The 24611-nt window shown below is 68.2% G+C and carries 25 protein-coding genes and 3 tRNA genes; 20 read left to right on the top strand and 8 right to left on the bottom strand.

Translation table 11 applies throughout. From position 1 onward, the window contains the following. Positions 1–135: 135 nt before the first annotated feature. Together ACWCP8_RS03390 and ACWCP8_RS03385 are read right to left on the bottom strand one after the other, a co-directional pair. The gene (locus ACWCP8_RS03390) at positions 136–1317 is read right to left on the bottom strand and encodes an SGNH/GDSL hydrolase family protein (protein ID WP_451114000.1); all 1182 of its coding nucleotides are present in this window, start codon (positions 1315–1317) and stop codon (positions 136–138) included. A gap of 56 nt (positions 1318–1373) precedes the next feature. Beyond that, entirely contained in the window at positions 1374–1955 is a 582-nt protein-coding gene (locus ACWCP8_RS03385; protein WP_352265705.1) for a TetR/AcrR family transcriptional regulator, read from the bottom strand. Between the two features lie 84 nt (positions 1956–2039). Here ACWCP8_RS03385 and ACWCP8_RS03380 point away from each other — a divergent pair, with 84 nt between their 5' ends. Next, positions 2040–2531: an FBP domain-containing protein gene (locus ACWCP8_RS03380; RefSeq protein ID WP_451113999.1), complete on the top strand. Its 492-nt coding sequence runs from the start codon at positions 2040–2042 to the stop codon at positions 2529–2531. 115 nt (positions 2532–2646) lie between these two features. Here ACWCP8_RS03380 and ACWCP8_RS03375 read toward each other — a convergent pair whose 3' ends face one another. Next, complete coding sequence (locus ACWCP8_RS03375; protein WP_352265701.1) at positions 2647–2793, bottom strand: hypothetical protein; 147 nt, start codon at positions 2791–2793, stop codon at positions 2647–2649. Between the two features lie 750 nt (positions 2794–3543). Between ACWCP8_RS03375 and ACWCP8_RS03370 the strand changes: the two genes are divergently transcribed. Continuing rightward, on the top strand, positions 3544–4032 hold the full coding sequence (locus ACWCP8_RS03370; protein ID WP_451113998.1) for a hypothetical protein: 489 nt from the start codon (positions 3544–3546) through the stop codon (positions 4030–4032). Positions 4033–4787: 755 nt separating this feature from the next. On the opposite strand, the gene ACWCP8_RS03365 is transcribed toward ACWCP8_RS03370, so the two are convergent. Further along, positions 4788–5444, bottom strand: a complete 657-nt coding sequence (locus ACWCP8_RS03365) for an SDR family oxidoreductase (RefSeq protein WP_451113997.1) — start codon at positions 5442–5444, stop codon at positions 4788–4790. 34 nt (positions 5445–5478) lie between these two features. Next, complete coding sequence (locus ACWCP8_RS03360) at positions 5479–6756, bottom strand: amidohydrolase family protein (RefSeq protein ID WP_352265695.1); 1278 nt, start codon at positions 6754–6756, stop codon at positions 5479–5481. Positions 6757–7089: 333 nt separating this feature from the next. On the opposite strand from ACWCP8_RS03360, the gene ACWCP8_RS03355 reads away from it, so the two are divergent. The 8 genes from ACWCP8_RS03355 to ACWCP8_RS03320 all read left to right on the top strand — a co-directional run bounded on the left by ACWCP8_RS03355 (position 7090) and on the right by ACWCP8_RS03320 (position 11893). Then, a tRNA-Thr gene (locus tag ACWCP8_RS03355) sits at positions 7090–7162 on the top strand. Between the two features lie 47 nt (positions 7163–7209). Then, a tRNA-Met gene (locus ACWCP8_RS03350) sits at positions 7210–7282 on the top strand. A gap of 89 nt (positions 7283–7371) precedes the next feature. Beyond that, a complete protein-coding gene (gene rpmG / locus ACWCP8_RS03345) occupies positions 7372–7536 on the top strand; it encodes a 50S ribosomal protein L33 (RefSeq protein WP_003956487.1) in 165 nt (54 codons plus the stop codon). Positions 7537–7654: 118 nt separating this feature from the next. Then, entirely contained in the window at positions 7655–8107 is a 453-nt protein-coding gene (locus ACWCP8_RS03340; protein WP_451113996.1) for an FAS1-like dehydratase domain-containing protein, read from the top strand. After that, entirely contained in the window at positions 8107–8535 is a 429-nt protein-coding gene (locus tag ACWCP8_RS03335) for a MaoC family dehydratase (RefSeq protein WP_356332842.1), read from the top strand. The genes ACWCP8_RS03340 and ACWCP8_RS03335 overlap by 1 nt, the downstream gene beginning before the upstream one ends. Positions 8536–8680: 145 nt before the next feature. Next, complete coding sequence (locus ACWCP8_RS03330) at positions 8681–9229, top strand: TetR/AcrR family transcriptional regulator (RefSeq protein ID WP_328629749.1); 549 nt, start codon at positions 8681–8683, stop codon at positions 9227–9229. A gap of 75 nt (positions 9230–9304) precedes the next feature. Continuing rightward, complete coding sequence (locus ACWCP8_RS03325) at positions 9305–10765, top strand: MFS transporter (RefSeq protein ID WP_352265692.1); 1461 nt, start codon at positions 9305–9307, stop codon at positions 10763–10765. A 72-nt stretch (positions 10766–10837) separates the two neighbouring features. Continuing rightward, complete coding sequence (locus tag ACWCP8_RS03320) at positions 10838–11893, top strand: UDP-N-acetylmuramate dehydrogenase (protein ID WP_451113995.1); 1056 nt, start codon at positions 10838–10840, stop codon at positions 11891–11893. A gap of 51 nt (positions 11894–11944) precedes the next feature. On the opposite strand, the gene ACWCP8_RS03315 is transcribed toward ACWCP8_RS03320, so the two are convergent. After that, a complete protein-coding gene (locus ACWCP8_RS03315) occupies positions 11945–12580 on the bottom strand; it encodes an NAD(P)-dependent oxidoreductase (RefSeq protein WP_451113994.1) in 636 nt (211 codons plus the stop codon). 86 nt (positions 12581–12666) lie between these two features. On the opposite strand from ACWCP8_RS03315, the gene ACWCP8_RS03310 reads away from it, so the two are divergent. Further along, on the top strand, positions 12667–13278 hold the full coding sequence (locus ACWCP8_RS03310; RefSeq protein ID WP_355995983.1) for a TetR/AcrR family transcriptional regulator: 612 nt from the start codon (positions 12667–12669) through the stop codon (positions 13276–13278). Between the two features lie 54 nt (positions 13279–13332). Here the strand turns inward: ACWCP8_RS03310 and ACWCP8_RS03305 are convergent, their stop codons facing one another. Then, complete coding sequence (locus ACWCP8_RS03305; RefSeq protein WP_352265685.1) at positions 13333–14355, bottom strand: adenosine deaminase; 1023 nt, start codon at positions 14353–14355, stop codon at positions 13333–13335. 158 nt (positions 14356–14513) lie between these two features. Next, on the bottom strand, positions 14514–15740 hold the full coding sequence (locus tag ACWCP8_RS03300; protein ID WP_352265684.1) for a pyridoxal phosphate-dependent aminotransferase: 1227 nt from the start codon (positions 15738–15740) through the stop codon (positions 14514–14516). Positions 15741–15965: 225 nt separating this feature from the next. On the opposite strand from ACWCP8_RS03300, the gene ACWCP8_RS03295 reads away from it, so the two are divergent. The 9 genes from ACWCP8_RS03295 (at position 15966) to rpoB (ending at position 24521) form a co-directional block, all read left to right on the top strand. After that, a tRNA-Trp gene (locus tag ACWCP8_RS03295) sits at positions 15966–16038 on the top strand. A 106-nt stretch (positions 16039–16144) separates the two neighbouring features. Further along, positions 16145–16432 (top strand): preprotein translocase subunit SecE, encoded by a 288-nt coding sequence (gene secE / locus ACWCP8_RS03290; RefSeq protein ID WP_267003030.1) that lies wholly within the window; start codon positions 16145–16147, stop codon positions 16430–16432. Between the two features lie 73 nt (positions 16433–16505). Further along, positions 16506–17393 carry a transcription termination/antitermination protein NusG gene (gene nusG / locus ACWCP8_RS03285; protein WP_352265682.1) on the top strand — a complete coding sequence of 296 codons (888 nt, stop codon included), beginning with the start codon at positions 16506–16508 and terminating at the stop codon, positions 17391–17393. A 176-nt stretch (positions 17394–17569) separates the two neighbouring features. Then, complete coding sequence (gene rplK, locus ACWCP8_RS03280; protein WP_030977920.1) at positions 17570–18004, top strand: 50S ribosomal protein L11; 435 nt, start codon at positions 17570–17572, stop codon at positions 18002–18004. Positions 18005–18083: 79 nt separating this feature from the next. Next, a complete protein-coding gene (gene rplA / locus ACWCP8_RS03275) occupies positions 18084–18806 on the top strand; it encodes a 50S ribosomal protein L1 (RefSeq protein WP_352265680.1) in 723 nt (240 codons plus the stop codon). Between the two features lie 149 nt (positions 18807–18955). After that, complete coding sequence (locus ACWCP8_RS03270; RefSeq protein WP_451113993.1) at positions 18956–19132, top strand: hypothetical protein; 177 nt, start codon at positions 18956–18958, stop codon at positions 19130–19132. A gap of 275 nt (positions 19133–19407) precedes the next feature. Beyond that, positions 19408–19968 carry a 50S ribosomal protein L10 gene (gene rplJ / locus ACWCP8_RS03265; RefSeq protein ID WP_030914107.1) on the top strand — a complete coding sequence of 187 codons (561 nt, stop codon included), beginning with the start codon at positions 19408–19410 and terminating at the stop codon, positions 19966–19968. Between the two features lie 85 nt (positions 19969–20053). After that, positions 20054–20437, top strand: coding sequence for a 50S ribosomal protein L7/L12 (rplL, locus tag ACWCP8_RS03260; protein WP_352265676.1), 384 nt, complete (start codon positions 20054–20056; stop codon positions 20435–20437). Positions 20438–21035: 598 nt separating this feature from the next. After that, a complete protein-coding gene (rpoB, locus tag ACWCP8_RS03255) occupies positions 21036–24521 on the top strand; it encodes a DNA-directed RNA polymerase subunit beta (RefSeq protein WP_352265674.1) in 3486 nt (1161 codons plus the stop codon). Positions 24522–24611 lie beyond the last annotated feature (90 nt).

The following is a 24611-nucleotide window of genomic DNA, read 5'->3' as shown; positions in this document are numbered from 1 at the left end:
GATTTATGGGGTCGCTCGCGCTGGTGAGTCGGAGAGGCCTCTGGCCGGGTTCGCCGGCCCGGGACTTGCGGCATCCGCACGGCACTCTGCATGCCTGCGGGGCGCGCCGGCGCGTCCTTCCTGTCCGACAGCCGGTCAGTGGTTCTCCATGGCGAAAGGACCGCCGTCGAAGGCGAGGCGGGCGAAGCGTTCGCCGATGCGCCGGTGGGTGGCGGAGTCCGGGTGCAGATCGTCGGGCAGCGGCAGTTCGGCGTGGTCGGCCTCGCCGTAGAGGTCGAGGCCGTGGAGGTAGTGCAGGTTCGGGTCGGTGGCGGCGCGCTGCCGGACGATGCGGGCCAGCTCGTCCCGGATCACGGTGAGGGTCAGTTTCCCGGCGGCGCTCTGCGCGGGATCGCCGGTGGCCACGAACCGCAGGCGCCCCTCGCTCATCGCGCTGAGGTCCGGGGCGCTGGGTCCGGGCGTGTTCTCGTGGATGGCGCAGTGGATGGGCGAGACGACCAGCAGCGGGGTGGTGGGGTGACCGTCGCGGATGGTGTCGAGGAAACCGTGGACGGCCGGGCCGAACGCGCGCAGCCGCATCAGGTCGGCGTTGACGATGTTGATGCCGATCTTGATGCTGATCATGTCGGCGGGGGTGTCGCGCATGGTGCGGGCGGTGAACGGGTCGAGCAGAGCGCCGCCGCCGAATCCCATGTTGACCAGCTCCACCTTGCCCAGGGCGGCGGCCAGGACGGGCCAGATCCCGGTCGGGGTGGCAGCGTTGGAGCCGTGGCTGATCGAACTTCCGTGGTGCAGCCAGACCTTGCGGCCGCTGGGCAGCGGTGTGTGGACGGGAGCGTTGGTGCGCAGGGCGGCCAGCTGGGTGGTCTCGTCGTGCGGCAGCCAGATCTCGACGTCCTTCTCGTCGTCCGGCAGGTCGGTGAAGCGCAGGGTCTCCACCGGCCCGGGACGGGTTTGTGCGGTCCCGGAGGCCATGTCGATGGTGAGCGTGTCGCCCTCGGTCGCGCCGGCCTGGCCCGCGAGCCGCCCGTCGACGAGGAGCTCGTACACCCCGTCGGGGCGTGGCGGTGCTCCGACGTAGACCCGTTTGGTGGCCACGACGTCCAACTCGACGGCGGTGGCCCGGGTGCGGAAGGCCAGCCGCACTCCGGAGGGCTGTGACTCCGCCATGACCAGCTGGCCGTCGGGGATCTGCTGCCGGGCGCGCGCCGGCAACCGGTGGGGCAGCACGCCGCGTTCAGTGGGCTCCAGGTCGAGGGCGCCGCGCAGGAGGTCGGCGGTGATGGGAGTGGTGGTCCAGTCGTGCTCGGTGTTCATCTCGTCGGCCTCTTCGATCAGGAGGGTCAGTTGGCGGAGCCGGCCGGAAGGGTTGGTCAGGAGGTGGTGGGCCAGGTGCGTAGCAGGGTGTCGAGCGCGTTGAGGATTTCGGTCCAGCTCTCCTGCGAGTCAGGGGTGCTGTGGCTGAAGCCGCCGGCGGTCTCCAGGCCCACGTAGCCGCTGAAGACGCTGCCCAGCAGCCGCACCGCGTGCGTCTGGTGCGGTTCGGCCAGGTTGTATCCGCGCAGGATCGCCCGCGTCATCTGGGCGTGCCGAACGCCGGCGCTGGCGGCCGCCGTCTGCGGGTCGAGCCGGAACTGGGCTGCGGCGAAGCGCCCCGGGTGCTTGAGGGCGTAGTCGCGGTAGACGTTCGCGAAAGCGGTCAGGGCGTCTCTGCCGGCCCGTCCGGCCACCGCGGTGGACACCTGGTCGGCGAGTTCCTCCAGAGCGAGCAGAGCGATCTTGGTCTTGAGGTCGTGGGCGTTCTTCACGTGCGAGTACAGGCTCGCGGTCTTCACACCGAACCGCCGGGCGAGTTCCGCGGGGGTCGCCTGCTCGAAGCCGACCTCGTCGGCCAGCTCTGCCCCCGCCCGGACCAGGCGCTCCGTGGTCAGTCCTACCCGTCCTGCCCGTCCCATGTTCATCCTCCGAATCGCTTCTCATCCCTGACATCGATGATTATGCACTTGCCTAATCTGATTAGGCAAATTAGCGTGTTCTTTATGAAGCTACTGACTGAGCAAGAGATCCGTACCGCGTTTGTCAACTGCACCAAGGGCGAGGCCAAGCGCCTGCCCGTCCCCCGTGACCTGGCCGAGCGGTGCTGGGACGACCTGGACTTCCTGGGCTGGCGAGATCCTCAGGCCCCCGACCGGGCCTACCTCGTGATCGAACTGGACGGCCGCCCGGTCGGCGTCCAGCTGCGCTCCTCCGGCGCCGGCTCCTGGCAGATGCGGCGCAGCATGTGCTCGGTGTGCGTGACCACCCACACCGGGGGCGTCTCTCTGATGGTCGCGCCGAGGTCCGGGAAGGCCGGGCAGCAGGGCAACTCGGTTGGCGTCTACATGTGCAGCGACCTGGCCTGCTCCCTGTACGTACGCGGGAAGAAGGACGCGGGCATCGGCGCACGCCTCCACGAGTCCCTCACCCTGGAGGAGAAGGTCCAGCGGACCGTGGCGAACCTCGCCGCGTTCGTTGCCAAAGTGACCGCGTGACCCGAGGCCGTCTCCCGGTCCCACTCGTATCGCCGCCGCTGCCCGGCCCTGAAGTGGCTGACCAGGGCAACGGCTCGCGAGCTGGTCACTGCCCTGGCCGCCCTCTGACCTTCGTTCAGTCCTCATCCGCCCAGTTGTCGTCACCGTCGAGGCCGGGGGCGTCCGGGGTGCGCAGCGCGCCCTCGCGCGGGACGGAGGCGATGAAGGTGTGGCGGCTCTGGACGCGCCTGGGGGAGGGTGCCGAAATGGCGGCTCGTCTCACCTCGCACCGCCGGTACCCCGCCTCTGATCAGTTCGTGTCCCCCGCCTGTCCCCGGGGTGACAGGTGGCACCCCCACTCCGGTTCGACGGCGGTCAATAGCGGCCAGTCATTCGCACCTCTCATGACTGGTGGCACCGCTTCTCCACAGGTGACGGCCGAAGCCAGGGACTTGAGGCCGGTTTTCCCAAGATCATGTAGTTGTTGTTGGGGCACAAGGGCGACGGCAGTAGGTGACGGCAACATAGGCGCACAAGGCAGCCGCGAACGCACTTTCGCGCGTAGGTCGTTCCGAGAAACAGGGGGCACAGGCAGATGAGCAGGCCTGCTGATCGAACTTGTAAAGCGGTATAATTACCCGATCAGAAGATCTCGGATGGCCGGGATCGAGGCTGAAACGGAGCGCGTTTACGACGCGACCAAGAGCCGGAGCGCGTGGCACTGCACGCCCATGAACCGTGCCCACGTGACGTGCGACGAACTGTTCGCCCTGGCCGTGTGTGTTGGGTGCGCGCACGGGTGGGATCGGCGGCTCTCCCAGGGTTTGGTTCTGTGCAAACCGGTGGTCAGCGCCCGACGAGCCGCCGGCTTTCGATTGTCGAGCCATGTCTTGTCGTGACGTGCCGGGAGGCTTCCAGTCCTGGTTGGAAGCAGGACCCGCAGGGGCGAACCCGGGCAACAGGGAGCCGTGAATACCCCAGCTTTCGACGCGGGGTGAATGCAGAGCCCCCGAATACCGAATAGAGAATTCCGATGACCAAGCGATCCTGCAATCGTCGGCTTGTGGTACTCACGGCTTCCATGGTGCTGGCCGGTGGTGGCCTGGCAGTGCCGGCGACTGCCATGGCTGCACCGGTAGCGCTGGAGCATGAACTGGTCGCCTTGGACGATGACCCTGACGGCGTCGACGGAAGAGGGATTACCGGCCGGGATGACGACGACACCAGGGGCGATGACGGGGACTGGGGTGCCGACGTGCGTGCCAGGGAAGACCCTGACGGCGTCTACACAAGGGGCGGTTTCGACTGGGGTGCCGACGTGCGCGCCAGGGAAGACCCTGACGGCGTCTACACAAGAGGCGGTTTCGACCCGCCTGTCGACGAGTTCGGCATCCAGACCCGCATCGAGGCCGGCTTCGACCCGCCCGTCGACGAGTCCGGCGTCCAGACCCGCATCGAGGCCGGCTTCGACCCGCCCGTCGACGAGTCCGGCGTCCAGACCCGCATCGAGGCCGGCTTCTAGTACTGAAACGGTGTAGCTCGGCCCATCTGCATACCGAGGGCTCGGCAAGTCGCGAACTCCCTACCCCACTTGTCCTCCGACAGCGTTGAACTTCCAGGCTGGATTAGGTCAGGACGGAGGTGGCCGACGCTCTGTAAACAGCATCGTGTCGCTGCCCTCATAGGCTCGGGCGTCCCCGAACGGATGGAACAACTCATCCTGGAACAGCCGGATGAAGCCTCCCGCCACCAAGGCGAGGACGGCCACCACGACCGCCGGACACGACAGCCGCCGCAATCCGGAGCCCCCGCGATCCGTGTCGCTCAAGTCCTCCGGATGCGAAGCCTCGTCCATCTCGTTCGAAACGGCTCTCCCGCCGTCCTCTCCCGCATCACGGTGGGCGGCTGTGCGGAGTTGGCGCGGGCCCAGTTAGTCCCCCTGCAGGCGGCGCGTGACGAACCGGCGGTGCCTGCGGGGAGCTCGGGGCCCCCACAGCTGTCGGCAGGCAGGCAGTGAAGTCCTGGCTGGACAGCTTGGCGCCGGTGGGAGTGGTGTCCGCGGTGAGGGCCGCTACCGACCCCCGGCCCCAGTGGGCGTTGATCGTCGTCGCGCGTACGAGCATGGTCACTCGTTCGGCCCAAGAAGGGCCATGCGATGAAGAGTTGGCGAAAGGGCGTGCGGAGGGCGTGCGACGGTGATCGCGCGTGATCACCGTCGAACGGGTTCCGGGTTCCGGGTTCCGGGTCCCGGGAACCCGGAGCCGCACAGCCGTCCCCTCAGTTCCCCGCGACGTCCTTCACTGCCACCGTCAGTGGCACGCCACCCGAGATCAGTTCCAGCGTCAGGCCGGCTGTCGCCGGGGTGTCCAGCAGTTCCAGCAGTGCTGCCGCCACGTCGTCGCGCGGCACCGGCCCGCGTCCCGTCGAGACGGACATCTGGACCTGGCCGGTGCCTGCGTCGTTCGTCAGCATTCCGGGGCGCAGAATCGTCCAGTCGAGTGCGGTCCTGGAACGTACGTACATGTCGGCGGCGCCCTTGGCCCTCAGGTATGCGTCGAAGACCTCGTCACCCGGGTGGTCCGGATCGGCGCCCATGGCCGACACCACGATGTAGCGCCGTACGCCGGCCCGTTCCGCGGCGTCCGCGAAGAGCACTGCCGCGCCGCGGTCCACCGTGTCCTTGCGTTCCGTACCGCTGTCGGGCCCCGCGCCGGCTGCGAAGACCGCTGCGTCGGCGCCGCGCAGGACCTCCGTCGTCTGCTCCACGGTGGCCGATTCGAGGTCCAGGACGACCGGTTCGGCACCGGCCGCCCGGAGGTCCTCGCTCTGTTCCGGATTGCGGATGATGCCTGCCGTTTCATCTCCGCGCGCAGCGAGCAGCCGCTCCAGCCGCAGCGCGATCTGACCATGTCCACCTGCGATGACAATGCGCATGGTCACGACCGTACGCCGCAGCGCGCCGCCTCGCTCAAGGCCCGCCGCCCGGACCGGATTCCGGTCGTCCCTGGCGCGGCAGGTCGAGGGCCACGACGGTCTCCGAGTCGCAGTACTCGCGTACCGCGCTCGTGCGTGCCACTACTCGTCCGTGGTGCACGACGATCCGGCTGTATGCGAGGGAGAGCACGCCCGGGAGCTGTTCGCCGCGTACGGCGAGGAGTTCGGCGGGGAAGCCTGCTTCGACGCGGACTTCGGGCAGGCCTATGGCCTTTCTGGCGGCGGTGGACACCGTGTCGTACGCGTCCTCGGCCCGTAGCCCGCTCTGTGAGGCGAGCAGGTAGGCGGCCTCCAGCGGGTCGCCTCGGCCGACCGGGTTGGCGACGTCGCGCAGTGCCCCGCTGCCGGCCGCGACGTGTACTCCGGCCGCGCGCAGGAGCCGTACCGGTGCCGTGCCTCGGCGTTCCGCCCCGCAGCAGCCGCCCTGGGGAAGACAGATGACGGTCACTCCGGCGGCGGCGAGCTGATCGGCGGCGCGGATCGTGGTCTGCGGGGGGAGGCGGGAGAGGCCGGCACACGGGCCGATCGAGACTCCGTGCCGCAGCCCGGCTGCCATGGCGGCGAGGCGGGTGAGGCGGGCGGGATCGTCACCGTCCGTATGCAGGTCGACGGGGCAGCCGTGCTCCGCGGCGATGTCCAGGACGGCTTCGGCGTATCCGGCCGGGTCGGGGTCGAGGTCGGGGCAGCCGCCGACGACGCCGGCCCCCATCTTCACCGCGTCGCGGAGCATCGCGAGGCTGTCGGCGCCCGCGGTTCCGGTGAGCAGGCGGGGTACGGCGACCGGGGTGAGGTCGGTGAGTCCGCGCAGTGAGTGGCGTGCCTGCAGTATCGCTTCGAGCGGGGCGAGCCCGGTTGCGTCGCCGATCCGTACGTGTGAGCGCAGTGCGGTGGCGCCGTGGCCGAGTTGCAGGAGGGCGGCTTCGGTCGCGCGGCGCTGGATGTCCTCGGGGTGGTGCGAGGCGGGTCCGCGGCTGTGGGGGCCTGCGCTGTCGGCGGTGAGGGCGGTGTCGCTGTGGGCGTGGGGTTCGACGGGGGCGGGGAGCAGCAGGTAGCCGCGGAGGTCCACGCGGGCGCCGGGTGCGGTCAGGCTGCCTGTGGTGCCGACAGCTTCGATGCGGCCGTCGCCGAGCCGTACGTCCACGATGCGGCCGTCGGTGAGACGGGCGCCGCACAGCACCAGCGGGGTGGCTTCGGTGGTGCTGGTGGGGTCGGCGGCGGGGTCGTCCGGCTGCCGTGGCTGGCTGTCGGGCATCGTGCTCCTGGATGGGTTGCAAGATCACGCAGAGTGAGTCGAGCCTAGGGGCGTGTTCGTCCCGGTTCGAGCAGGGGCGAAATAGTCATACCGGTGTGGCTTGGTGCGGGCCACGGGGCGGGTGTGGGCGGCCGGGGCGGTCGGTGCGGTGGCCGGACCGGGGGTGGCCGGGGGTGGATCAAGTCGCTGATCAGGTGGCCGGTCCGGTCTTCGACCGGCTGCGGACGAGTGGCTGATCAAAGGGATCGGGGCGGTGGCGATCTACGTCTCGGTGGGGGGCTCCGAAACGGATTTGGGCGATCGGCGAGGGACCGTGTAATGTCTTCATCGCTCGCCCCAATAGCTCAGTCGGTAGAGCGTCTCCATGGTAAGGAGAAGGTCTACGGTTCGATTCCGTATTGGGGCTCTGGTGATCGGGGAACCCCGCCTCACGGCGGGGGGATCCGGCATCAAAGCGGTGTAGCTCAGTCGGTAGAGCAAGCGGCTCATAATCGCTGTGTCACCGGTTCAAGTCCGGTCACCGCTACTTACGGTAGCCGATTGTGGGGTCGGTCCTTCGATCGGCTACTCTTTTTTGCGTTCATCCGTCCATCCGTCCGTCCAAGGAGCACTCACGTGGCTGCCACCGACGTCCGCCCGAAGATCACGCTGGCCTGCGTGGAGTGCAAGGAGCGGAACTACATCACCAAGAAGAATCGGCGTAACAACCCGGACCGTCTTGAGATGAAGAAGCACTGCCCGCGCTGCAACTCGCACACTGCGCACCGCGAAACCCGCTGAATCAGGCTCGTGCACGAGGCCGTCCCCACTGGGGGCGGCCTCGTGTCGTTGTATAGGGCTGTTCTGTGCAGGGCTGCTCTTCGGCCCATTCGTCTTTCCATCAGGAGGTAGCGAGCCCATGGCGCTCGACCAGTCCTTCGTGGGGCGGACCTATCCGCCCACCGCGCCGTACGAGGTCGGCCGGGAGAAGATCCGCGAGTTCGCCGAGGCGGTGGGCGACTCCAATCCGGCGTATGTGGATCCGGCGTCTGCCCGTGCGCTCGGGCATTCCGATGTGATCGCGCCCCCCACCTTTGTCTTCTCGATCACGTTCAAGGCTGCGGGGCAGGTGGTGCAGGACCCGCAGCTGGGTCTGGACTACAGCCGTGTGGTGCACGGTGACCAGAAGTTCGCGTATGTGCGTCCGGTGCGGGCGGGGGACCGACTGACGGTCACCTCGACGATCGAGGGCATCAAGTCGCTGGCGGGCAACGACATCCTCGACATCCGTGGCGAGGTCCACGACGAGGCCGGCGAGCATGTCGTGACCGCGTGGACGAAGCTGGTGGCGCGCGCCGCCGAGGAGGCGTGATGACGGCGAAGGTTGCGTACAAGTCGGTCGAGGTCGGTACGGAGCTGCCGGCGCAGTCGTTCCCGGTGACCCGCGCGATGCTGGTGCAGTACGCGGGTGCCTCCGGTGACTTCAACCCGATCCACTGGAACGAGAAGTTCGCGCGTGAGGTCGGGCTGCCGGATGTGATCGCGCACGGCATGTTCACCATGGCCGAGGCGATCCGGGTGGTCACGGACTGGGCCGGGGACCCGGGGGCGGTCGTGGAGTACGGGGTGCGGTTCACCAAGCCGGTCGTCGTGCCGAACGACGACAAGGGTGCGCTGGTCGAGGTCAGTGCGAAGGTGGCCGCCCTGCTGGACGACAACCAGGTGCGGGTGGACCTGACTGCGATGAGTGAGGGCAAGAAGGTGCTGGGCATGTCCCGCGCCGTCGTGCAGCTCGCCTGAGCCGCTGAGTCGACCTTTGCGTAAGGGGTACCCGCCCATGGTGGGTGCCCCTTACGCGTCGGCTCCTTGTGCGGCTTTCATGAGTGCCGTCGCCCACTGCTTGACCAAGTTAGTGATTGAGTACTAACTTAGCTGCATGGCCAGGATGAGTGCAGAAGAGCGGCGCGAGAGCGTCATCCTTGCGGCGGTCGCCGAGTTCGCCCGCGGCGGGTACAACGCCACCTCCACGGAGGCGATCGCCAAGCGGGTCGGCGTCTCGCAGCCGTACCTCTTCCGCCTCTTCCCGAGTAAGCAGGCCATGTTCCTCGCCGCCTCCGACCGCTGCCTGGCGGACACCCGGAAGGTCTTCGCAGAGGCCGGTGACGGCCTGGAGGGCGAGGAAGCGCTCCAGGCCATGGCGGCGGCATATCAGCGCCTCATCGTCGACGACCCCGACAAGCTGCTGCTGCAGATGCAGATGTACGCGGCGATCGCCGCGGCCGAGGCCGCCGGGGACCACGAGTTCGGCGAGTCGGTGCGGGCCGGCTGGCTGCAGATGTGGGACGAGATCCACCTCGCGCTCGGCGCCGATATCGGCGAGACCACGACATTCCTCGCGTACGGCATGCTCATCAATACCCTGGCCTCGCTCGGCTTCCCGCCCGACCACCGGGTCTGGGCCGGTTTCTATCCCTCGGCGCGGCCGACCGTCTGAACAGTGCGACCCGGGTTCGGCCCGGCTTTCTGCCCATCGAAGTTAGTCATTGATAACTAACCCCCTGGGGGAGCAGTGAATCAGCACACCACAGGCCGCTCAGGAGCGGTCTGGGCCCTCGTCATCACCAGCGTCGCCGGCTTCATGGCCGCGCTCGACAATCTCGTCGTCACCACCGCCCTGCCCTCCATCCGCAAGAGCCTCGGCGGCGAACTGGCGGAGCTCGAATGGACGGTGAACGCGTACACCCTGACCTTCGCCGTGCTGCTCATGCTCGGTGCGGCCCTCGGTGACCGGTTCGGCAGGAGACGGCTCTTCCTTGCCGGGCTCACCGTCTTCACCGGCGCCTCCGCCGCCGCGGCCCTGTCGTCCGGGATCAATGAGCTGATCGCCTTCCGGGCCGTCCAGGGGGTCGGGGCGGCGATCATGATGCCGCTGACGCTCACCCTGCTCACGGCCGCCGTGCCCGCCGCCCGCCGCGGCATGGCACTCGGCATCTTCAGCGCCGTCACCGGACTTGCCGTCGCCAGCGGGCCCCTGATCGGCGGCAGCCTCACCGAGCACCTCTCCTGGCAGTGGATCTTCTGGCTGAATGTGCCGATCGGCCTGGTTCTGCTGCCGCTGGCCCGGCTGCGTCTGGCGGAGTCGTACGCCCCGAACGCCCGGCTCGACGTCCCCGGCACCCTCCTGGTCAGCGGCGGCCTCTTCGGCATCGTCTACGGGCTGGTCAGCGCCAACGCCGACGGCTGGACCAGCCCCACGGTCCTCACCGGGCTGATCGCCGGTACCGCGCTGATCGGCGGATTCATCCACCACGGCTTTCACGCGAAGAACCCGATGCTGCCCATGCGGCTCTTCCGCAACCGCGGCTTCTTCGGGATCAACATGGCCGGCCTGCTGATGTTCCTCGGGATGTTCGGCTCGATCTTCCTGCTCAGCCAGTACTTCCAGGGCGTGCTGGGCTACTCGCCGAGCGAGGCCGGGCTGCGGATGCTGCCCTGGACGGGCATGCCGATGCTGGTCGCCCCGATCGCCGGATATCTCTCCGACCGGTTCGGCGGCCGTCCGGTCGTCGTCACCGGCCTCGCGCTCCAGGCCGTCGGACTGGCGCTCTTCGCCATGGTCATCGCCCCCGACGCCCCGTACACCGCCCAGCTGCCCGCCCTGATGATCGGCGGCATCGGAATGGCGCTCTACTTCGCGCCGGCCGCCAGCCTGGTGATGTCCAGCGTCCGCCCCGCCGAGCAGGGCATCGCCTCCGGCGCCAACAACTCCCTCCGCGAGGTCGGGGGCGCCCTCGGTGTCGCGGTGCTCGCCTCGGTCTTCTCGGCGCAGGGCGGTTACGGCTCCGCGCAGTCGTTCACGGACGGGACCGTTCCGGCGGTCTGGATCGGCGCCGGGGCGGTGGTGCTCGCCGCGGTCGCCGCCCTGCTGATCCCGGGCCGCCGCACCGCACCGGCGCCCGTGGCGGACCCGGAGTCGGACCCGATGGCGGGTGCGGAGCCTGCCGAGGGGCGGGCCCCGGTCGCCGCCTGATCCATGGCCTGCCGCGTACGCGGTCCGTGGCCCCGCCCGAGCGGTGGGGCCACGGACCGTACTCTTGTCCCCGTGCAGGAACTCCACGACGCCCCCCTCGCCCCCCTGACCACCTTCCGGCTCGGCGGCCCCGCGGCCCGCCTCCTCATGGCGACGACCGACGCCGAGGTGGTCGCAGCCGTGCGCGAGGCCGACGACAGCGGTACGCCGCTCCTCGTCATCGGCGGCGGCAGCAACCTGGTCATCGGCGACAAGGGCTTCGACGGCACCGCCCTGCGCATCGCGACCAAGGGGTTCGAGCTGGTCGGCACGGCGCTGGAACTGGCCGCCGGAGAGGTCTGGACGGACGCCGTCACCCGGACCGTCGAGGCCGGTCTCGCCGGTATCGAATGCCTGGCCGGAATCCCCGGCTCCGCGGGCGCGACGCCGATCCAGAACGTCGGTGCGTACGGTCAGGAGGTGGCATCGACCATCACGGAGGTCGTCGCCTACGACCGGTACACCCGCGAAACGGTCACCATCCCGAATGACGAGTGCGCATTCTCGTACCGGCACAGTCGCTTCAAGGCCGAACCCGACCGCTTCGTGGTGCTGCGTGTCCGGTTCGAGCTGGAAGATGCGGGTGGTCTCTCCGCGCCCCTGAAGTACCCCGAAACGGCCCGCGCCATGGGCGTCGAGCAGGGCGAACGGGTGCGTGCGGCGGCCGCCCGCGAGACCGTGCTGCGCCTGCGCGCCGGCAAGGGCATGGTGCTCGACCCGGAGGATCACGACACCTGGTCGGCGGGCTCCTTCTTCACCAACCCGATCCTCGACGGCGCGCAGTACGCGGCGTTCCTCGCCCGCGCCAAGGACCGGCTCGGCCCCGAGGTGACGCCCCCCGCCTTCCCCACGGACGGGGGACGCACCAAGACCTCGGCGGCCTGGCTGATCGACAGGGCCGGTTTCACCAAGGGGTACGGCACCGGCCCCGCCCGTATCTCCACCAAACACACGCTCGCCCTCACCAACCGCGGCGGGGCGACCACCGAGGATCTGCTCGCGCTGGCCCGCGAGGTCGTGGCAGGGGTCCAGGACGTCTTCGGCGTCACGCTCGTCAATGAGCCGGTGACGGTCGGCGTCAGCCTCTGAGCCCCCGCCTTCCGACCTTTCGAGGGCCGCCGGGGGTGTGTGGGCGTGGCGTCAGTACGCCACGCCCACGCCCTGCTTGACCGCTGCCGGATCGTCGATCAGCGCCAGCATCGCGTGTGCCACATCGGCCCGCGAGATGGACCTGCCGCTGCGCGGGTTGCTGCCGTAGACCGTCCGGTACCTCCCCGTCAGCGGCCCGTTGGTGAGCTTCGGCGGCCGCACCGACGTCCAGTCCGTGGCGCTGCGGGCCAGCGCGCCCTCCATCAGGGTCAGGTCGGTGTAGACCTCCTTGAGGATCGCGCCGATCGCCTTCAGCATCATCCGGTCCAGCAGCGGGTCGTCCGCGGGCTTCGGCGCGACCGGGGCCGCGCTCACCACGAGCAGCCGCCGCGTCCCCTCGGCCTCCATCGCCCGGATCACCGAGCCGGTGAGCCGTTCGGTGATCCCGTCGGCCTTCCGGCCGCGCGAGCCGAGCCCCGAGAGCACCGCGTCCCGCCCGGCGACCGCTTCGCGCAGCCCCTCCGGATCGTCGATCCGCGCCGGGGTGCGGACCGTGACGTCGGAGAGCGGAACCGGCAGCCGCGCCGGATCGCGGACCACCGCCGTCACCTCGTGGCCCGCCGCCACGGCCTGGCGGACGATCTCCTGGCCGATGCCGCCTGTCGCGCCGAACACCGTGAGTCTCATTGCGCACCCTCCTAGGGTGGGTAAGTATTCACTCACCCCTAGAGTGAGTGGATACTCACCACGCGTCAAGCCTCATTGGAGTGCCCATGGAGCAGAAGCCGGCCCGCGTCCGCATCATCGACGCCGCTCACCAGCTGATGCTCACCATCGGCCTGGCGCGGGCCACCACCAAGGAGATCGCCCGGGCCGCGGGCTGCTCGGAAGCGGCGCTCTACAAGCACTTCCCCAGCAAGGAAGAACTGTTCGTGGCCGTGCTCAAGGAACGGCTGCCCAAGCTCAACCCACTGCTGCGGCGGTTGACCGCCGACCCGGCGGCTGGGGAGCGGACCGTCGAGGAGAATCTCACCGACATCGCCCGCGAGGCCGCGCTCTTCTACGCCCAGAGCTTCCCGATCGCCGCCTCGCTCTACGCCGAGCCGCGGCTCAAGAGCCGCCACGACGCGGCCATGCGCGAGCTCGGCACCGGCCCGCACATGCCGATCCGGGGCGTCGCCGGCTATCTCCGCAGCGAGCAGGCGGCCGGCCGCGTGCGGCCCGGCGCCGACACCTACGCGGCCGCGTCGCTGCTGCTCGGCGCCTGTGTCCAGCGCGCGTTCGCGTACGACGCGACGGAGGAGGGCCGACCGCCGCAGTCTCTGGACGAATTCGCCGCTTCCGTCGCGCGGACGGTGCTGCACGGGATCGGCACACAGTCCTGAGTCCACGCACAAGGCCGGCCCGGGCCCCACAGGGGTGCCCGGACGAGGAGGCGGCTAGCCGGCCGGCTTCGCCAGCCAGTCGTCGACCCCCGCCAGCAGCCGCGCCCGTACGTCGGAGGGCGCCGCAGACCCCCGCACCGACTGCCGTGCCAGCTCCGCCAGCTCCTCGTCGGTGAACGCGTGGTGGCGCCGTACGAGCTCGTACTGGGCGGCGAGGCGGGACCCGAAGAGCAGCGGATCGTCAGCGCCGAGCGCCATCGGTACCCCGGCCTCGAACAGAGTGCGCAGGGGTACGTCCGCAGGCTTCTCGTAGACGCCCAGGGCCACGTTCGACGCCGGGCACACCTCGCAGGTCACCCCGCGCTCCGCCAGCTTGCGCAGCAGTCGCGGGTCCTCGGCGGCCCGGACGCCGTGGCCGATCCTGGCCGCTTCGAGGTCGTCCAGGCAGTCCCGCACACTCGATGGGCCGGCCAGTTCGCCGCCGTGCGGGGCCGCCAGCAGCCCGCCCTCCCTGGCGATGGCGAAGGCCCGGTCGAAGTCGCGCGCCATTCCGCGCCGCTCGTCGTTGGAGAGCCCGAAGCCGACGACACCCCGGTCCGCGTACCGCACCGCGAGCCGGGCCAGCGTCCGGGCGTCCAGCGGGTGCTTCATCCGGTTCGCCGCGATCACCACGCGGATCCCGAGCCCGGTATCGCGCGCCGCGGAGTCCACCGCGTCCAGGATGATCTCGATCGCCGGGATGAGACCGCCGAGCAGCGGGGCGTACGAGGTGGGGTCGACCTGGATCTCCAGCCAGCCGGAGCCGTCCGCGACGTCCTCCTGGGCTGTCTCGCGCACCAGCCGCTGGATGTCCTCGGGCGCCCGCAGGCAGGACCGGGCGATGTCGTAGAGCCGCTGGAAGCGGAACCAGCCGCGCTCGTCCGTCGCCCGCAGTCTGGGCGGCTCGCCGCCCGTCAGTGCCTCGGGCAGCCGTACGCCGTACTTGTCGGCGAGTTCGAGCAGCGTCGTGGGCCGCATCGACCCGGTGAAATGCAAGTGCAGGTGGGCCTTGGGCAACAGCCGTACGTCACGCTCCATTCGAAGATCCTGCCGCACCCGCGGGCTGTCGCGGTAGCGGGATTCCCATCGAGTTGATCCTCGAACGCAAGCTCGTACGACAGCCCGATCGAAAATGTGCACAAAAAAGGTGCCCCCCGGCCTCGGCCGGGGGGCACCTGCGCGGAAGGGCGCGGAGGTCAGTCCTTCGCCTCGCCCAGCAGCTTCTGGAGCCGCGACACGCCCTCGACGAGGTCCTCGTCGCCCAGTGCGTACGAAAGCCGCAGGTAGCCCGGCGTGCCGAAGGCCTCGCCCGGAACGACCGCGACCTCGGCCTCGTCCAGGATCAGCGCCGCCAGCTCGACCGAAGTGGCCGGGCGCTTGCCGCGGATCTCCTTGCCGAGCAGCGCCTTCACCGACGGGTACGCGTAGAACGCGCCCTCGGGCTCCGGGCACAGCACGCCGTCGATCTCGTTGAGCATCCGTACGATGTTCTGCCGGCGGCGGTCGAAGGCGGTCCGCATCTCGGCGACCGCGTCCAGGTTCCCCGAGACGGCGGCCAGCGCCGCGATCTGGGCGACGTTGGAGACGTTGGACGTGGCGTGCGACTGCAGGTTGGTCGCGGCCTTGACGACGTCCTTGGGGCCGATGAGCCAGCCCACGCGCCAGCCGGTCATCGCGTACGTCTTGGCGACACCGTTGACCACGATGCACTTGTCGCGCAGGGCGGGCACGAGCGCGGGCAGCGAGGTGAACTTCGCGGTGCCGTAGACCAGGTGCTCGTAGATCTCGTCGGTGAGCACCCACAGACCGTGCTCGACGGCCCACTCGCCGATCGCCTTGGCGTCGGCCTCGCTGTACACCGCACCGGTCGGGTTCGACGGGGAGACGAACAGGACGACCTTCGTACGCTCGGTGCGTGCCGCCTCCAGCTGCTCGACGGAGACCCGGTAGCCGGTGGTCTCGTCGGCCACGACATCCACCGGGACACCGCCGGCGAGACGGATCGACTCGGGGTAGGTGGTCCAGTACGGCGCCGGGACGATGACCTCGTCGCCCGGGTCGAGGATCGCGGCGAACGCCTCGTAGATGGCCTGCTTGCCGCCGTTGGTCACCAGGATCTGGGAGGTGTCGACCTGGTAACCGGAGTCGCGCAGCGTCTTCTCTGCAATGGCGGCCTTGAGCTCGGGGAGCCCGCCCGCCGGGGTGTAGCGGTGGTACTTCGGGTTGCGGCAGGCCTCGACCGCGGCGTCGACGATGTAGCCAGGGGTCGGGAAGTCGGGCTCACCGGCACCGAAGCCGATCACCGGACGGCCGGCGGCCTTGAGGGCCTTGGCCTTGGCGTCGACGGCCAGAGTGGCGGACTCGGAGATTGCACCGATGCGGGCGGAGACCCGGCGCTCGGAGGGAGAAGTTGCAGCGCTCATGGGCCCCATGCTCCCAGACCGCAATCCCCGTCGGCACAGGGGTTTCAGGGACCGGACAGCACCCGGACAGCATGCGGACAAGAACCGGACAGGAGTTGTCCGGAGCTATCTGTTCGACGCCGGGCCGCTGAGCACGTACACTCACCTGTCGTTGGCCTTCACCAGCCGCACCGTTCCTGCACCCGGAGCATCGGGGAAGATGCGGTAGGTTGGTGGAAACCACAAAGGGTCGTAGCTCAATTGGTAGAGCACTGGTCTCCAAAACCAGCGGTTGGGGGTTCAAGTCCCTCCGGCCCTGCTACACACTCCTTCGCCAGGATGTGTGCGCATGTACGTACTTCAATGCACCGCCGTGCGGCTCCACCGGGCGCGGCACGGCCATGACCCGGAATCAGGTGAGAAGCGTGACGGACGCCGTGGGCTCCATCGACATGCCTGATGCCGAGGATGAAGTACCCGAGTCGAAGAAGAGGACTCGGAAGGGTGGCAAGCGCGGAAAGAAGGGCCCCATGGGTCGCCTCGCGTTGTTCTACCGCCAGATCGTCGCCGAGTTGCGCAAGGTTGTCTGGCCGACTCGCAATCAGCTGACGACGTACACGTCCGTGGTGATTGTTTTCGTGGTCGTCATGATTGGTCTTGTGACCGTGATTGACTTCGGATTCCAGCGGGTCATCAAGTACGTCTTCGGCTGATCCCGCGGAGGGCGCCTCATGGGCGCCCCTTTCGCATGTTCCACCCATTTGTATCCAGGAAGAAGCAGCCACCGTGTCTGACCCGAACCTGAACGACGCCGTCGAGCCGACGGCGGGCGCCTTCGAGTCCGCCGAGGCCGAGGCCGAGATCGTCGAGGCGGCTGACGCTGTGGAGCCGGACCAGGCCGAAGCTGCCGACGCCGCGGGTGAGCCCGCCGAGCAGGCCGCCGTGAACGTCGAGGACGAGGCCGCTGCGGCCGACTCCGATGAGGAGTCCGACGAGGACGAGGCCGCCGAGGGCGACGACGAGACCGAGGAAGAGGCCGAGGAAGAGGCCGCCCCGGTCGACGCCGTCACCGCTCTGCGTGACGAGCTCCGCGGTCTCCCCGGCGAGTGGTACGTCATCCACACGTACGCCGGTTACGAGAAGCGTGTGAAGGCCAACCTGGAGCAGCGCGCCGTCTCGCTCAACGTCGAGGACTTCATCTACCAGGCCGAAGTGCCCGAGGAAGAGATCGTCCAGATCAAGAACGGCGAGCGCAAGAACGTCCGCCAGAACAAGCTCCCGGGTTACGTCCTGGTGCGCATGGACCTGACGAACGAGTCCTGGGGCGTCGTGCGTAACACGCCCGGTGTCACCGGCTTCGTGGGCAACGCCTACGACCCGTACCCGCTGACCCTGGACGAGATCGTCAAGATGCTCGCCCCGGAGGCCGAGGAGAAGGCCGCCCGCGAGGCCGCCGAGGCCGCGGGCAAGCCCGTTCCCTCCCGCAAGGTCGAGGTCCAGGTGCTGGACTTCGAGGTGGGCGACTCGGTCACCGTCACCGACGGCCCGTTCGCGACGCTGCAGGCGACGATCAACGAGATCAACGCCGACTCGAAGAAGGTCAAGGGCCTCGTCGAGATCTTCGGTCGCGAGACCCCGGTCGAGCTCAGCTTCGACCAGATCCAGAAGAACTGACGGTTTTCGCCGACTTCTGGACACACGCCTACCGAGCAGGTCAGACAGGCTGTAGAGCCTGTCTGACCTGCTCGGTTTTTGGTCGCGCAGCTATACCCGTTATCGTTGTGCGGTATGCCTGCATCCGGATGATCCGGATGACGGCGAAAAACTCTCACTAGGACCCGGAGAGAGCAATGCCTCCCAAGAAGAAGAAGGTCACGGGGCTTATCAAGCTCCAGATCAACGCCGGCGCGGCCAACCCGGCCCCGCCGGTCGGCCCCGCGCTCGGCCAGCACGGCGTCAACATCATGGAATTCTGCAAGGCCTACAACGCCGCGACCGAGTCGCAGCGTGGCATGGTCGTGCCGGTGGAGATCACGGTCTACGACGACCGCTCCTTCACCTTCGTGACGAAGACCCCGCCGGCTGCCAAGCTCATCCTCAAGGCCGCAGGTGTGGACAAGGGCTCCGGCGAGCCGCACAAGACCAAGGTCGCGAAGCTCACGAGCGCCCAGGTCCGCGAGATCGCCACGGTCAAGATGCCCGACCTGAACGCCAACGACCTGGACGCCGCGTCGAAGATCATCGCCGGCACCGCCCGTTCGATGGGTATCACGGTCGAGGGCTGATCAGCCCCGTAGTCCTTCAGTGGTAGGGCCAAGCGCTGGCCCGCACCACGCCTCCCACCTTGAAAACACAGGAGCAGAAGTGAAGCGCAGCAAGAACCTCCGCGCTGCGGACGCCAAGATCGACCGGGAGCGCAACTACGCCCCCCTCGAGGCCGTCCGTCTCGCCAAGGACACCGCCAGCACCAAGTTCGACGGCACCGTCGAGGTCGCGTTCTGCCTGGGTGTAGACCCGCGCAAGGCCGACCAGATGGTCCGTGGCACCGTGAACCTCCCGCACGGCACCGGCAAGACCGCCCGGGTCCTGGTCTTCGCGACCGGTGACCGTGCTGCGGCCGCGGAAGCCGCGGGCGCCGACATCGTCGGCGCCGACGAGCTCATCGACGAGGTGGCGAAGGGCCGTCTGGACTTCGACGCCGTCGTCGCCACCCCGGACCTCATGGGCAAGGTCGGCCGCCTCGGCCGCGTGCTCGGTCCGCGTGGTCTGATGCCGAACCCGAAGACCGGCACCGTCACCCCCGACGTCGTGAAGGCTGTCAACGACATCAAGGGCGGCAAGATCGAGTTCCGCGTCGACAAGCACTCGAACCTGCACTTCATCATCGGCAAGGTCTCCTTCGACGAGACGAAGCTGGTCGAGAACTACGCCGCGGCGCTGGAGGAGATCCTCCGTCTGAAGCCGTCCGCCGCCAAGGGCCGCTACATCAAGAAGGCCACGCTGGCCACCACGATGGGCCCCGGCATCCCGCTGGACGCCAACCGCACCCGTAACCTCCTCGTCGAGGAGGACCCGGCCGCCGTCTGAGCCTCCGCGCTCGTACGAAAGCCGCGTCTCGTGTGACATGGGCGGGCCCCGCAACCTTTCGAGGTGCGGGGCCCGTCCTCGTTCTCGTACGCAGCAGTGGCCGGCCGCGCCGTGCGTCGGCGTGAGTCGACCGTACGGAGGTCGCCGACATGGGCGAGGCGTTCGCCAGGCAGGCGGGCGGCAAGCGCTGGATCCGTTACTCCTGCGACGCCCTGGCCGAGCCGGCCGCACCGACGGCACGGTCGAGGAGCCCCGGCCTCTCCGGCACCGCCGACCTCCAGAAGCTCCTGGAGCAGCAGCAGGGCAGCGCTGCGGGCGCTTCTTAAACCTCCCGCACCGCCCGAACCGGGACGGATTTGCTCGGCGCGACCCCGGTCGCGTACTCTCCTACAGAAGCCAAAGACCGCTGGTCGTTGCTGTGTTCTCGCAAGAGGGTGCAGTGACCGAAGGATCCGTTGAGTGCGGACGACCTGCGCAGGTGACTGTGGAACGCTCCCGGACTTTGTCCGGTCGAGCTGCGCCCTGGCACTTGTGCTGGGGCGTTTCGTTTTTCCCGGCCCCTTCTGAGCGGTCCTCATCACCCGGAAGGAGGCCGACGCTCATGGCAAGGCCCGACAAGGCTGCCGCGGTAGCCGAGCTCGCGGACCAGTTCCGCAGCTCGAACGCCGCTGTGCTGACCGAGTACCGGGGTCTCACCGTGGCACAGCTCAAGCAGCTGCGCCGTTCGCTCGGTGAGAACGCCCAGTACGCCGTGGTGAAGAACACGCTGACCAAGATTGCGGCCAACGAGGCCGGGATCGACACGCTGGACGACCTGTTCGCAGGCCCGACGGCGGTTGCCTTCGTCACCGGTGACCCGGTGGAGTCGGCGAAGGGTCTTCGTGACTTCGCCAAGGACAACCCGAACCTCATCATCAAGGGCGGTGTCCTTGACGGTAAGGCGCTGTCCGCCGATGAGATCAAGAAGCTTGCGGACCTCGAGTCCCGCGAGGTTCTGCTCGCCAAGGTGGCCGGTGGAATCAAGGCGTCGATGGCCAAGGCCGCGGCGACTTTCCAGGCCCCTCTGTCGGAGTTCGTCCGCACTGCGGACGCCCTTCGCGCCAAGGTCGAGCAGGGCGGTGCCGGTACGCCGGCTCCCGCCGACGCCGAGGTGGCGGAGTAACACTCCGCCCCACGGCTCGCAGCGGGCCCGTACGCCCGCCTTCATATACACCCGGCACCTGCCGACTTAGTGGAAGGACGCCATCATGGCGAAGCTGTCCCAGGACGAGCTGCTCGAGCAGTTCGAGACCCTGACCCTCATCGAGCTCTCCGAGTTCGTCAAGGCGTTCGAGGAGAAGTTCGACGTCAAGGCTGCCGCTCCGGTCGCCGTTGCCGCCGCCGGTGGCGCTGCTGCCGCCGCTGAGGCCGTCGAGGAGCAGGACGAGTTCGACGTCATCCTCACCGGTGCCGGCGAGAAGAAGATCCAGGTCATCAAGGTCGTGCGTGAGCTGACCTCGCTCGGTCTCAAGGAGGCCAAGGACCTCGTCGACGGCGCCCCGAAGCCGGTCCTCGAGAAGGTCGCCAAGGAGGCCGCCGAGAAGGCTGCCGAGTCCCTCAAGGGCGCCGGCGCCTCGGTCGAGGTCAAGTGACCCTGCGAGTCTTCTGACTCGTCTGGACTGCTCGTGCCGCACGGCACGGACGTCACATCGCGAAGGGCGATCACCCATCCGGGTGGTCGCCCTTCGGCGTACCCGAGGCGCTCACCTTGCTCTTCCGTGGTTGACGAGTATCGTGATCTTCGCCGTACGCCTCCGGCGGAGGCTTGCGGCCGGTGCCGAGGGGCAGCGGATGAGGGTCTCGGGGCTCTGTCCGGCAGGGGGGCCTTGACGAACCGCACGCGGCGCGCAATTCTCAGGACGCGTCGTCACTCGATCCGGATCCGATGCATGGATCGTTGGCGAAGAGGGCAGTAAAGAAGAGCGCATCCGCGCGAGGGCGATTTATAGGTGTTGAGAACAGCTGTTGCGAGCTTCGAGGGTCTCTGAGAACCCGGACTGGACATCAGTGTGCCGTTTGGCTACACTGACCCTTTGCGCTGCCTGTTAGCTGCCTCCTGCCCGTCACCAGGGGCATGCCCGATGCTTGAACACCGATGACTGTTCGTCCCTGACCTGGGATTTCCGTCACCGTGTCCAACTTGGGACCGGTACGCGCGTAGTGAGTCCGAGCCCTCGGAAGGACCCCCTCTTGGCCGCCTCGCGCAACGCCTCGACCGCGAATACGAACAACGGTGCCAGCACCGCCCCGCTGCGCATCTCTTTTGCAAAGATCAAGGAGCCCCTCGAGGTTCCGAACCTCCTCGCGCTGCAGACCGAGAGCTTTGACTGGCTCCTCGGCAATGCCGCCTGGAAGGCTCGCGTCGAGGCTGCTCTGGACAGTGGACAAGACGTCCCCACCAAGTCCGGCCTGGAGGAGATCTTCGAGGAGATTTCACCGATTGAGGACTTCTCCGGGTCGATGTCGCTTACGTTCCGCGACCACCGCTTCGAGCCCCCGAAGAACTCGATCGACGAGTGCAAGGAGCGCGACTTCACGTTCGCCGCCCCGCTCTTCGTCACGGCCGAGTTCACCAACAACGAGACCGGCGAGATCAAGTCCCAGACGGTCTTCATGGGCGACTTCCCGCTCATGACCAACAAGGGCACCTTCGTCATCAACGGCACCGAGCGTGTCGTCGTGTCGCAGCTCGTGCGCTCGCCGGGTGTCTACTTCGACTCCTCGATCGACAAGACGTCCGACAAGGACATCTTCTCCGCCAAGATCATCCCGTCCCGGGGTGCCTGGCTGGAGATGGAGATCGACAAGCGCGACATGGTCGGTGTCCGTATCGACCGCAAGCGCAAGCAGTCCGTGACCGTCCTCCTGAAGGCTCTCGGTTGGACCACCGAGCAGATCCTCGAGGAGTTCGGCGAGTACGAGTCCATGCGCGCCACCCTGGAGAAGGACCACACCCAGGGCCAGGACGACGCGCTGCTCGACATCTACCGCAAGCTGCGCCCGGGCGAGCCGCCCACCCGCGAGGCTGCTCAGACGCTGCTCGAGAACCTCTACTTCAACCCGAAGCGCTACGACCTCGCGAAGGTCGGCCGCTACAAGGTGAACAAGAAGCTCGGCGCCGAAGAGCCGCTGGACGCCGGCGTGCTCACCTCCGACGACGTCATCGCGACCATCAAGTACCTGGTCAAGCTGCACGCCGGGGAGACCGAGACCGTCGGTGAGTCCGGTCGTTCGATCGTCGTCGAGACCGACGACATCGACCACTTCGGCAACCGTCGTCTGCGTAACGTCGGCGAGCTCATCCAGAACCAGGTCCGTACGGGTCTGGCCCGTATGGAGCGCGTCGTGCGTGAGCGCATGACGACTCAGGACGTCGAGGCGATCACGCCGCAGACCCTGATCAACATCCGGCCGGTCGTCGCCTCCATCAAGGAGTTCTTCGGCACCAGCCAGCTGTCGCAGTTCATGGACCAGAACAACCCGCTGTCGGGTCTCACCCACAAGCGCCGTCTGTCGGCGCTTGGCCCGGGTGGTCTCTCCCGTGAGCGGGCCGGCTTCGAGGTCCGTGACGTGCACCCGTCCCACTACGGACGCATGTGCCCGATCGAGACCCCTGAAGGCCCGAACATCGGTCTGATCGGTTCGCTCGCCTCGTACGGACGTGTCAACGCGTTCGGCTTCATCGAGACGCCGTACCGCAAGGTCGTCGACGGCCGGGTCACCGACGAGGTCGACTACATCACCGCCGACGAGGAAGACCGCTTCGTGATCGCCCAGGCGAACGCGACGCTCTCCGAGGACATGCGGTTCACCGAGCCCCGCGTCCTGGTCCGCCGTCGTGGCGGAGAGGTCGACTACATCCCGGGTGACGACGTCGACTACATGGACGTCTCGCCGCGCCAGATGGTGTCCGTCGCCACCGCGATGATCCCCTTCCTGGAGCACGACGACGCCAACCGTGCCCTCATGGGCGCGAACATGATGCGTCAGGCGGTGCCGCTGATCAAGTCGGAGGCCCCGCTCGTCGGCACGGGCATGGAGTACCGCTGCGCCACCGACGCCGGTGACGTCCTGAAGGCCGAGAAGGACGGTGTCGTCCAGGAGGTCTCCGCCGACTACATCACCGTCACCAACGACGACGGCACGTACACCACGTACCGCATCGCCAAGTTCTCGCGCTCCAACCAGGGCACCTCGGTCAACCAGAAGGTCGTCGTCTCCGAGGGCGACCGGGTCATCGAGGGCCAGGTCCTCGCCGACGGGCCGGCCACCGAGAACGGTGAGATGGCGCTCGGCAAGAACCTGCTCGTGGCGTTCATGCCGTGGGAGGGTCACAACTACGAGGACGCGATCATCCTGTCGCAGCGCCTCGTGCAGGACGACGTCCTCTCCTCGATCCACATCGAGGAGCACGAGGTCGACGCCCGTGACACCAAGCTCGGCCCGGAGGAGATCACCCGGGACATCCCGAACGTCTCCGAAGAGGTCCTCGCCGACCTCGACGAGCGCGGCATCATCCGTATCGGTGCCGAGGTCGTCGCCGGTGACATCCTCGTCGGCAAGGTCACGCCCAAGGGTGAGACCGAGCTGACCCCCGAGGAGCGCCTGCTCCGCGCGATCTTCGGTGAGAAGGCGCGCGAGGTGCGCGACACCTCGCTGAAGGTCCCGCACGGCGAGATCGGTAAGGTCATCGGCGTCCGCGTCTTCGACCGCGAAGAGGGCGACGAGCTGCCGCCGGGCGTGAACCAGCTGGTCCGCGTCTACGTCGCGCAGAAGCGCAAGATCACCGATGGTGACAAGCTCGCCGGCCGTCACGGCAACAAGGGCGTCATCTCGAAGATCCTCCCGATCGAGGACATGCCGTTCCTGGAGGACGGCACCCCGGTCGACATCATCCTCAACCCGCTGGGTGTCCCGTCCCGAATGAACCCGGGACAGGTCCTGGAGATCCACCTCGGCTGGCTCGCCAGCCGTGGCTGGGACGTCTCCGGCCTCGGTGACGAGTGGGCCAAGCGCCTGCAGGCCATCGGCGCCGACCAGGTCGCCCCCGGTACCAACGTCGCCACGCCCGTCTTCGACGGTGCGCGCGAGGACGAGATCTCCGGTCTCTTCGAGGCCACGATCCCGAACCGCGACGGTGACCGCCTGGTGCAGCCCTCCGGCAAGGCCCACCTGTTCGACGGCCGCTCCGGTGAGCCGTTCCCCGAGCCGGTTTCGGTCGGCTACATGTACATCCTCAAGCTCCACCACCTCGTCGACGACAAGCTGCACGCTCGTTCGACGGGCCCGTACTCCATGATCACCCAGCAGCCGCTGGGTGGTAAGGCTCAGTTCGGTGGACAGCGCTTCGGTGAGATGGAGGTGTGGGCGCTGGAGGCATATGGCGCCGCTTACGCCCTCCAGGAGCTGCTGACGATCAAGTCCGACGACGTGACCGGCCGCGTGAAGGTCTACGAGGCCATCGTCAAGGGCGAGAACATCCCCGAGCCGGGCATCCCCGAGTCCTTCAAGGTGCTCATCAAGGAAATGCAGTCGCTCTGCCTCAACGTGGAGGTGCTCTCCTCGGACGGCATGTCCATCGAGATGCGTGACACGGACGAGGACGTCTTCCGCGCGGCGGAGGAGCTCGGTATCGACCTGTCCCGGCGCGAGCCGAGCAGCGTCGAAGAGGTCTGACGGGTCTGGCCGGGGCCTCGCTCATGAGGCCCCGGCCCTGCCCCGGACCCGTTCAGACCATTGATTGAGACTCGACCCCGAAAGAGGGAT

This window comes from Streptomyces sp. NPDC002206 (genome assembly GCF_053593595.1).
Note: the sequence above shows the minus strand (reverse complement) of the source record. Positions and strands in the feature narration are given on the sequence as shown.

What these genes read in the sequence shown, in the direction of transcription:
- ACWCP8_RS03390 (WP_451114000.1), bottom strand. Translation starts at nt 1,317, where the DNA reads ATGAACACCGAGCACGACTGGACCACCACTCCCATCACCGCCGACCTC.
- ACWCP8_RS03385 (WP_352265705.1), bottom strand. Translation starts at nt 1,955, where the DNA reads ATGGGACGGGCAGGACGGGTAGGACTGACCACGGAGCGCCTGGTCCGG.
- ACWCP8_RS03380 (WP_451113999.1), top strand. Translation starts at nt 2,040, where the DNA reads ATGAAGCTACTGACTGAGCAAGAGATCCGTACCGCGTTTGTCAACTGC.
- ACWCP8_RS03370 (WP_451113998.1), top strand. Translation starts at nt 3,544, where the DNA reads ATGACCAAGCGATCCTGCAATCGTCGGCTTGTGGTACTCACGGCTTCC.
- ACWCP8_RS03365 (WP_451113997.1), bottom strand. Translation starts at nt 5,444, where the DNA reads ATGCGCATTGTCATCGCAGGTGGACATGGTCAGATCGCGCTGCGGCTG.
- ACWCP8_RS03360 (WP_352265695.1), bottom strand. Translation starts at nt 6,756, where the DNA reads ATGCCCGACAGCCAGCCACGGCAGCCGGACGACCCCGCCGCCGACCCC.
- ACWCP8_RS03340 (WP_451113996.1), top strand. Translation starts at nt 7,655, where the DNA reads ATGGCGCTCGACCAGTCCTTCGTGGGGCGGACCTATCCGCCCACCGCG.
- ACWCP8_RS03335 (WP_356332842.1), top strand. Translation starts at nt 8,107, where the DNA reads ATGACGGCGAAGGTTGCGTACAAGTCGGTCGAGGTCGGTACGGAGCTG.
- ACWCP8_RS03330 (WP_328629749.1), top strand. Translation starts at nt 8,681, where the DNA reads ATGAGTGCAGAAGAGCGGCGCGAGAGCGTCATCCTTGCGGCGGTCGCC.
- ACWCP8_RS03315 (WP_451113994.1), bottom strand. Translation starts at nt 12,580, where the DNA reads ATGAGACTCACGGTGTTCGGCGCGACAGGCGGCATCGGCCAGGAGATC.
- ACWCP8_RS03310 (WP_355995983.1), top strand. Translation starts at nt 12,667, where the DNA reads ATGGAGCAGAAGCCGGCCCGCGTCCGCATCATCGACGCCGCTCACCAG.
- ACWCP8_RS03305 (WP_352265685.1), bottom strand. Translation starts at nt 14,355, where the DNA reads ATGGAGCGTGACGTACGGCTGTTGCCCAAGGCCCACCTGCACTTGCAT.
- ACWCP8_RS03300 (WP_352265684.1), bottom strand. Translation starts at nt 15,740, where the DNA reads ATGAGCGCTGCAACTTCTCCCTCCGAGCGCCGGGTCTCCGCCCGCATC.
- rplK (WP_030977920.1), top strand. Translation starts at nt 17,570, where the DNA reads ATGCCTCCCAAGAAGAAGAAGGTCACGGGGCTTATCAAGCTCCAGATC.
- ACWCP8_RS03270 (WP_451113993.1), top strand. Translation starts at nt 18,956, where the DNA reads ATGGGCGAGGCGTTCGCCAGGCAGGCGGGCGGCAAGCGCTGGATCCGT.
- rplJ (WP_030914107.1), top strand. Translation starts at nt 19,408, where the DNA reads ATGGCAAGGCCCGACAAGGCTGCCGCGGTAGCCGAGCTCGCGGACCAG.
- rplL (WP_352265676.1), top strand. Translation starts at nt 20,054, where the DNA reads ATGGCGAAGCTGTCCCAGGACGAGCTGCTCGAGCAGTTCGAGACCCTG.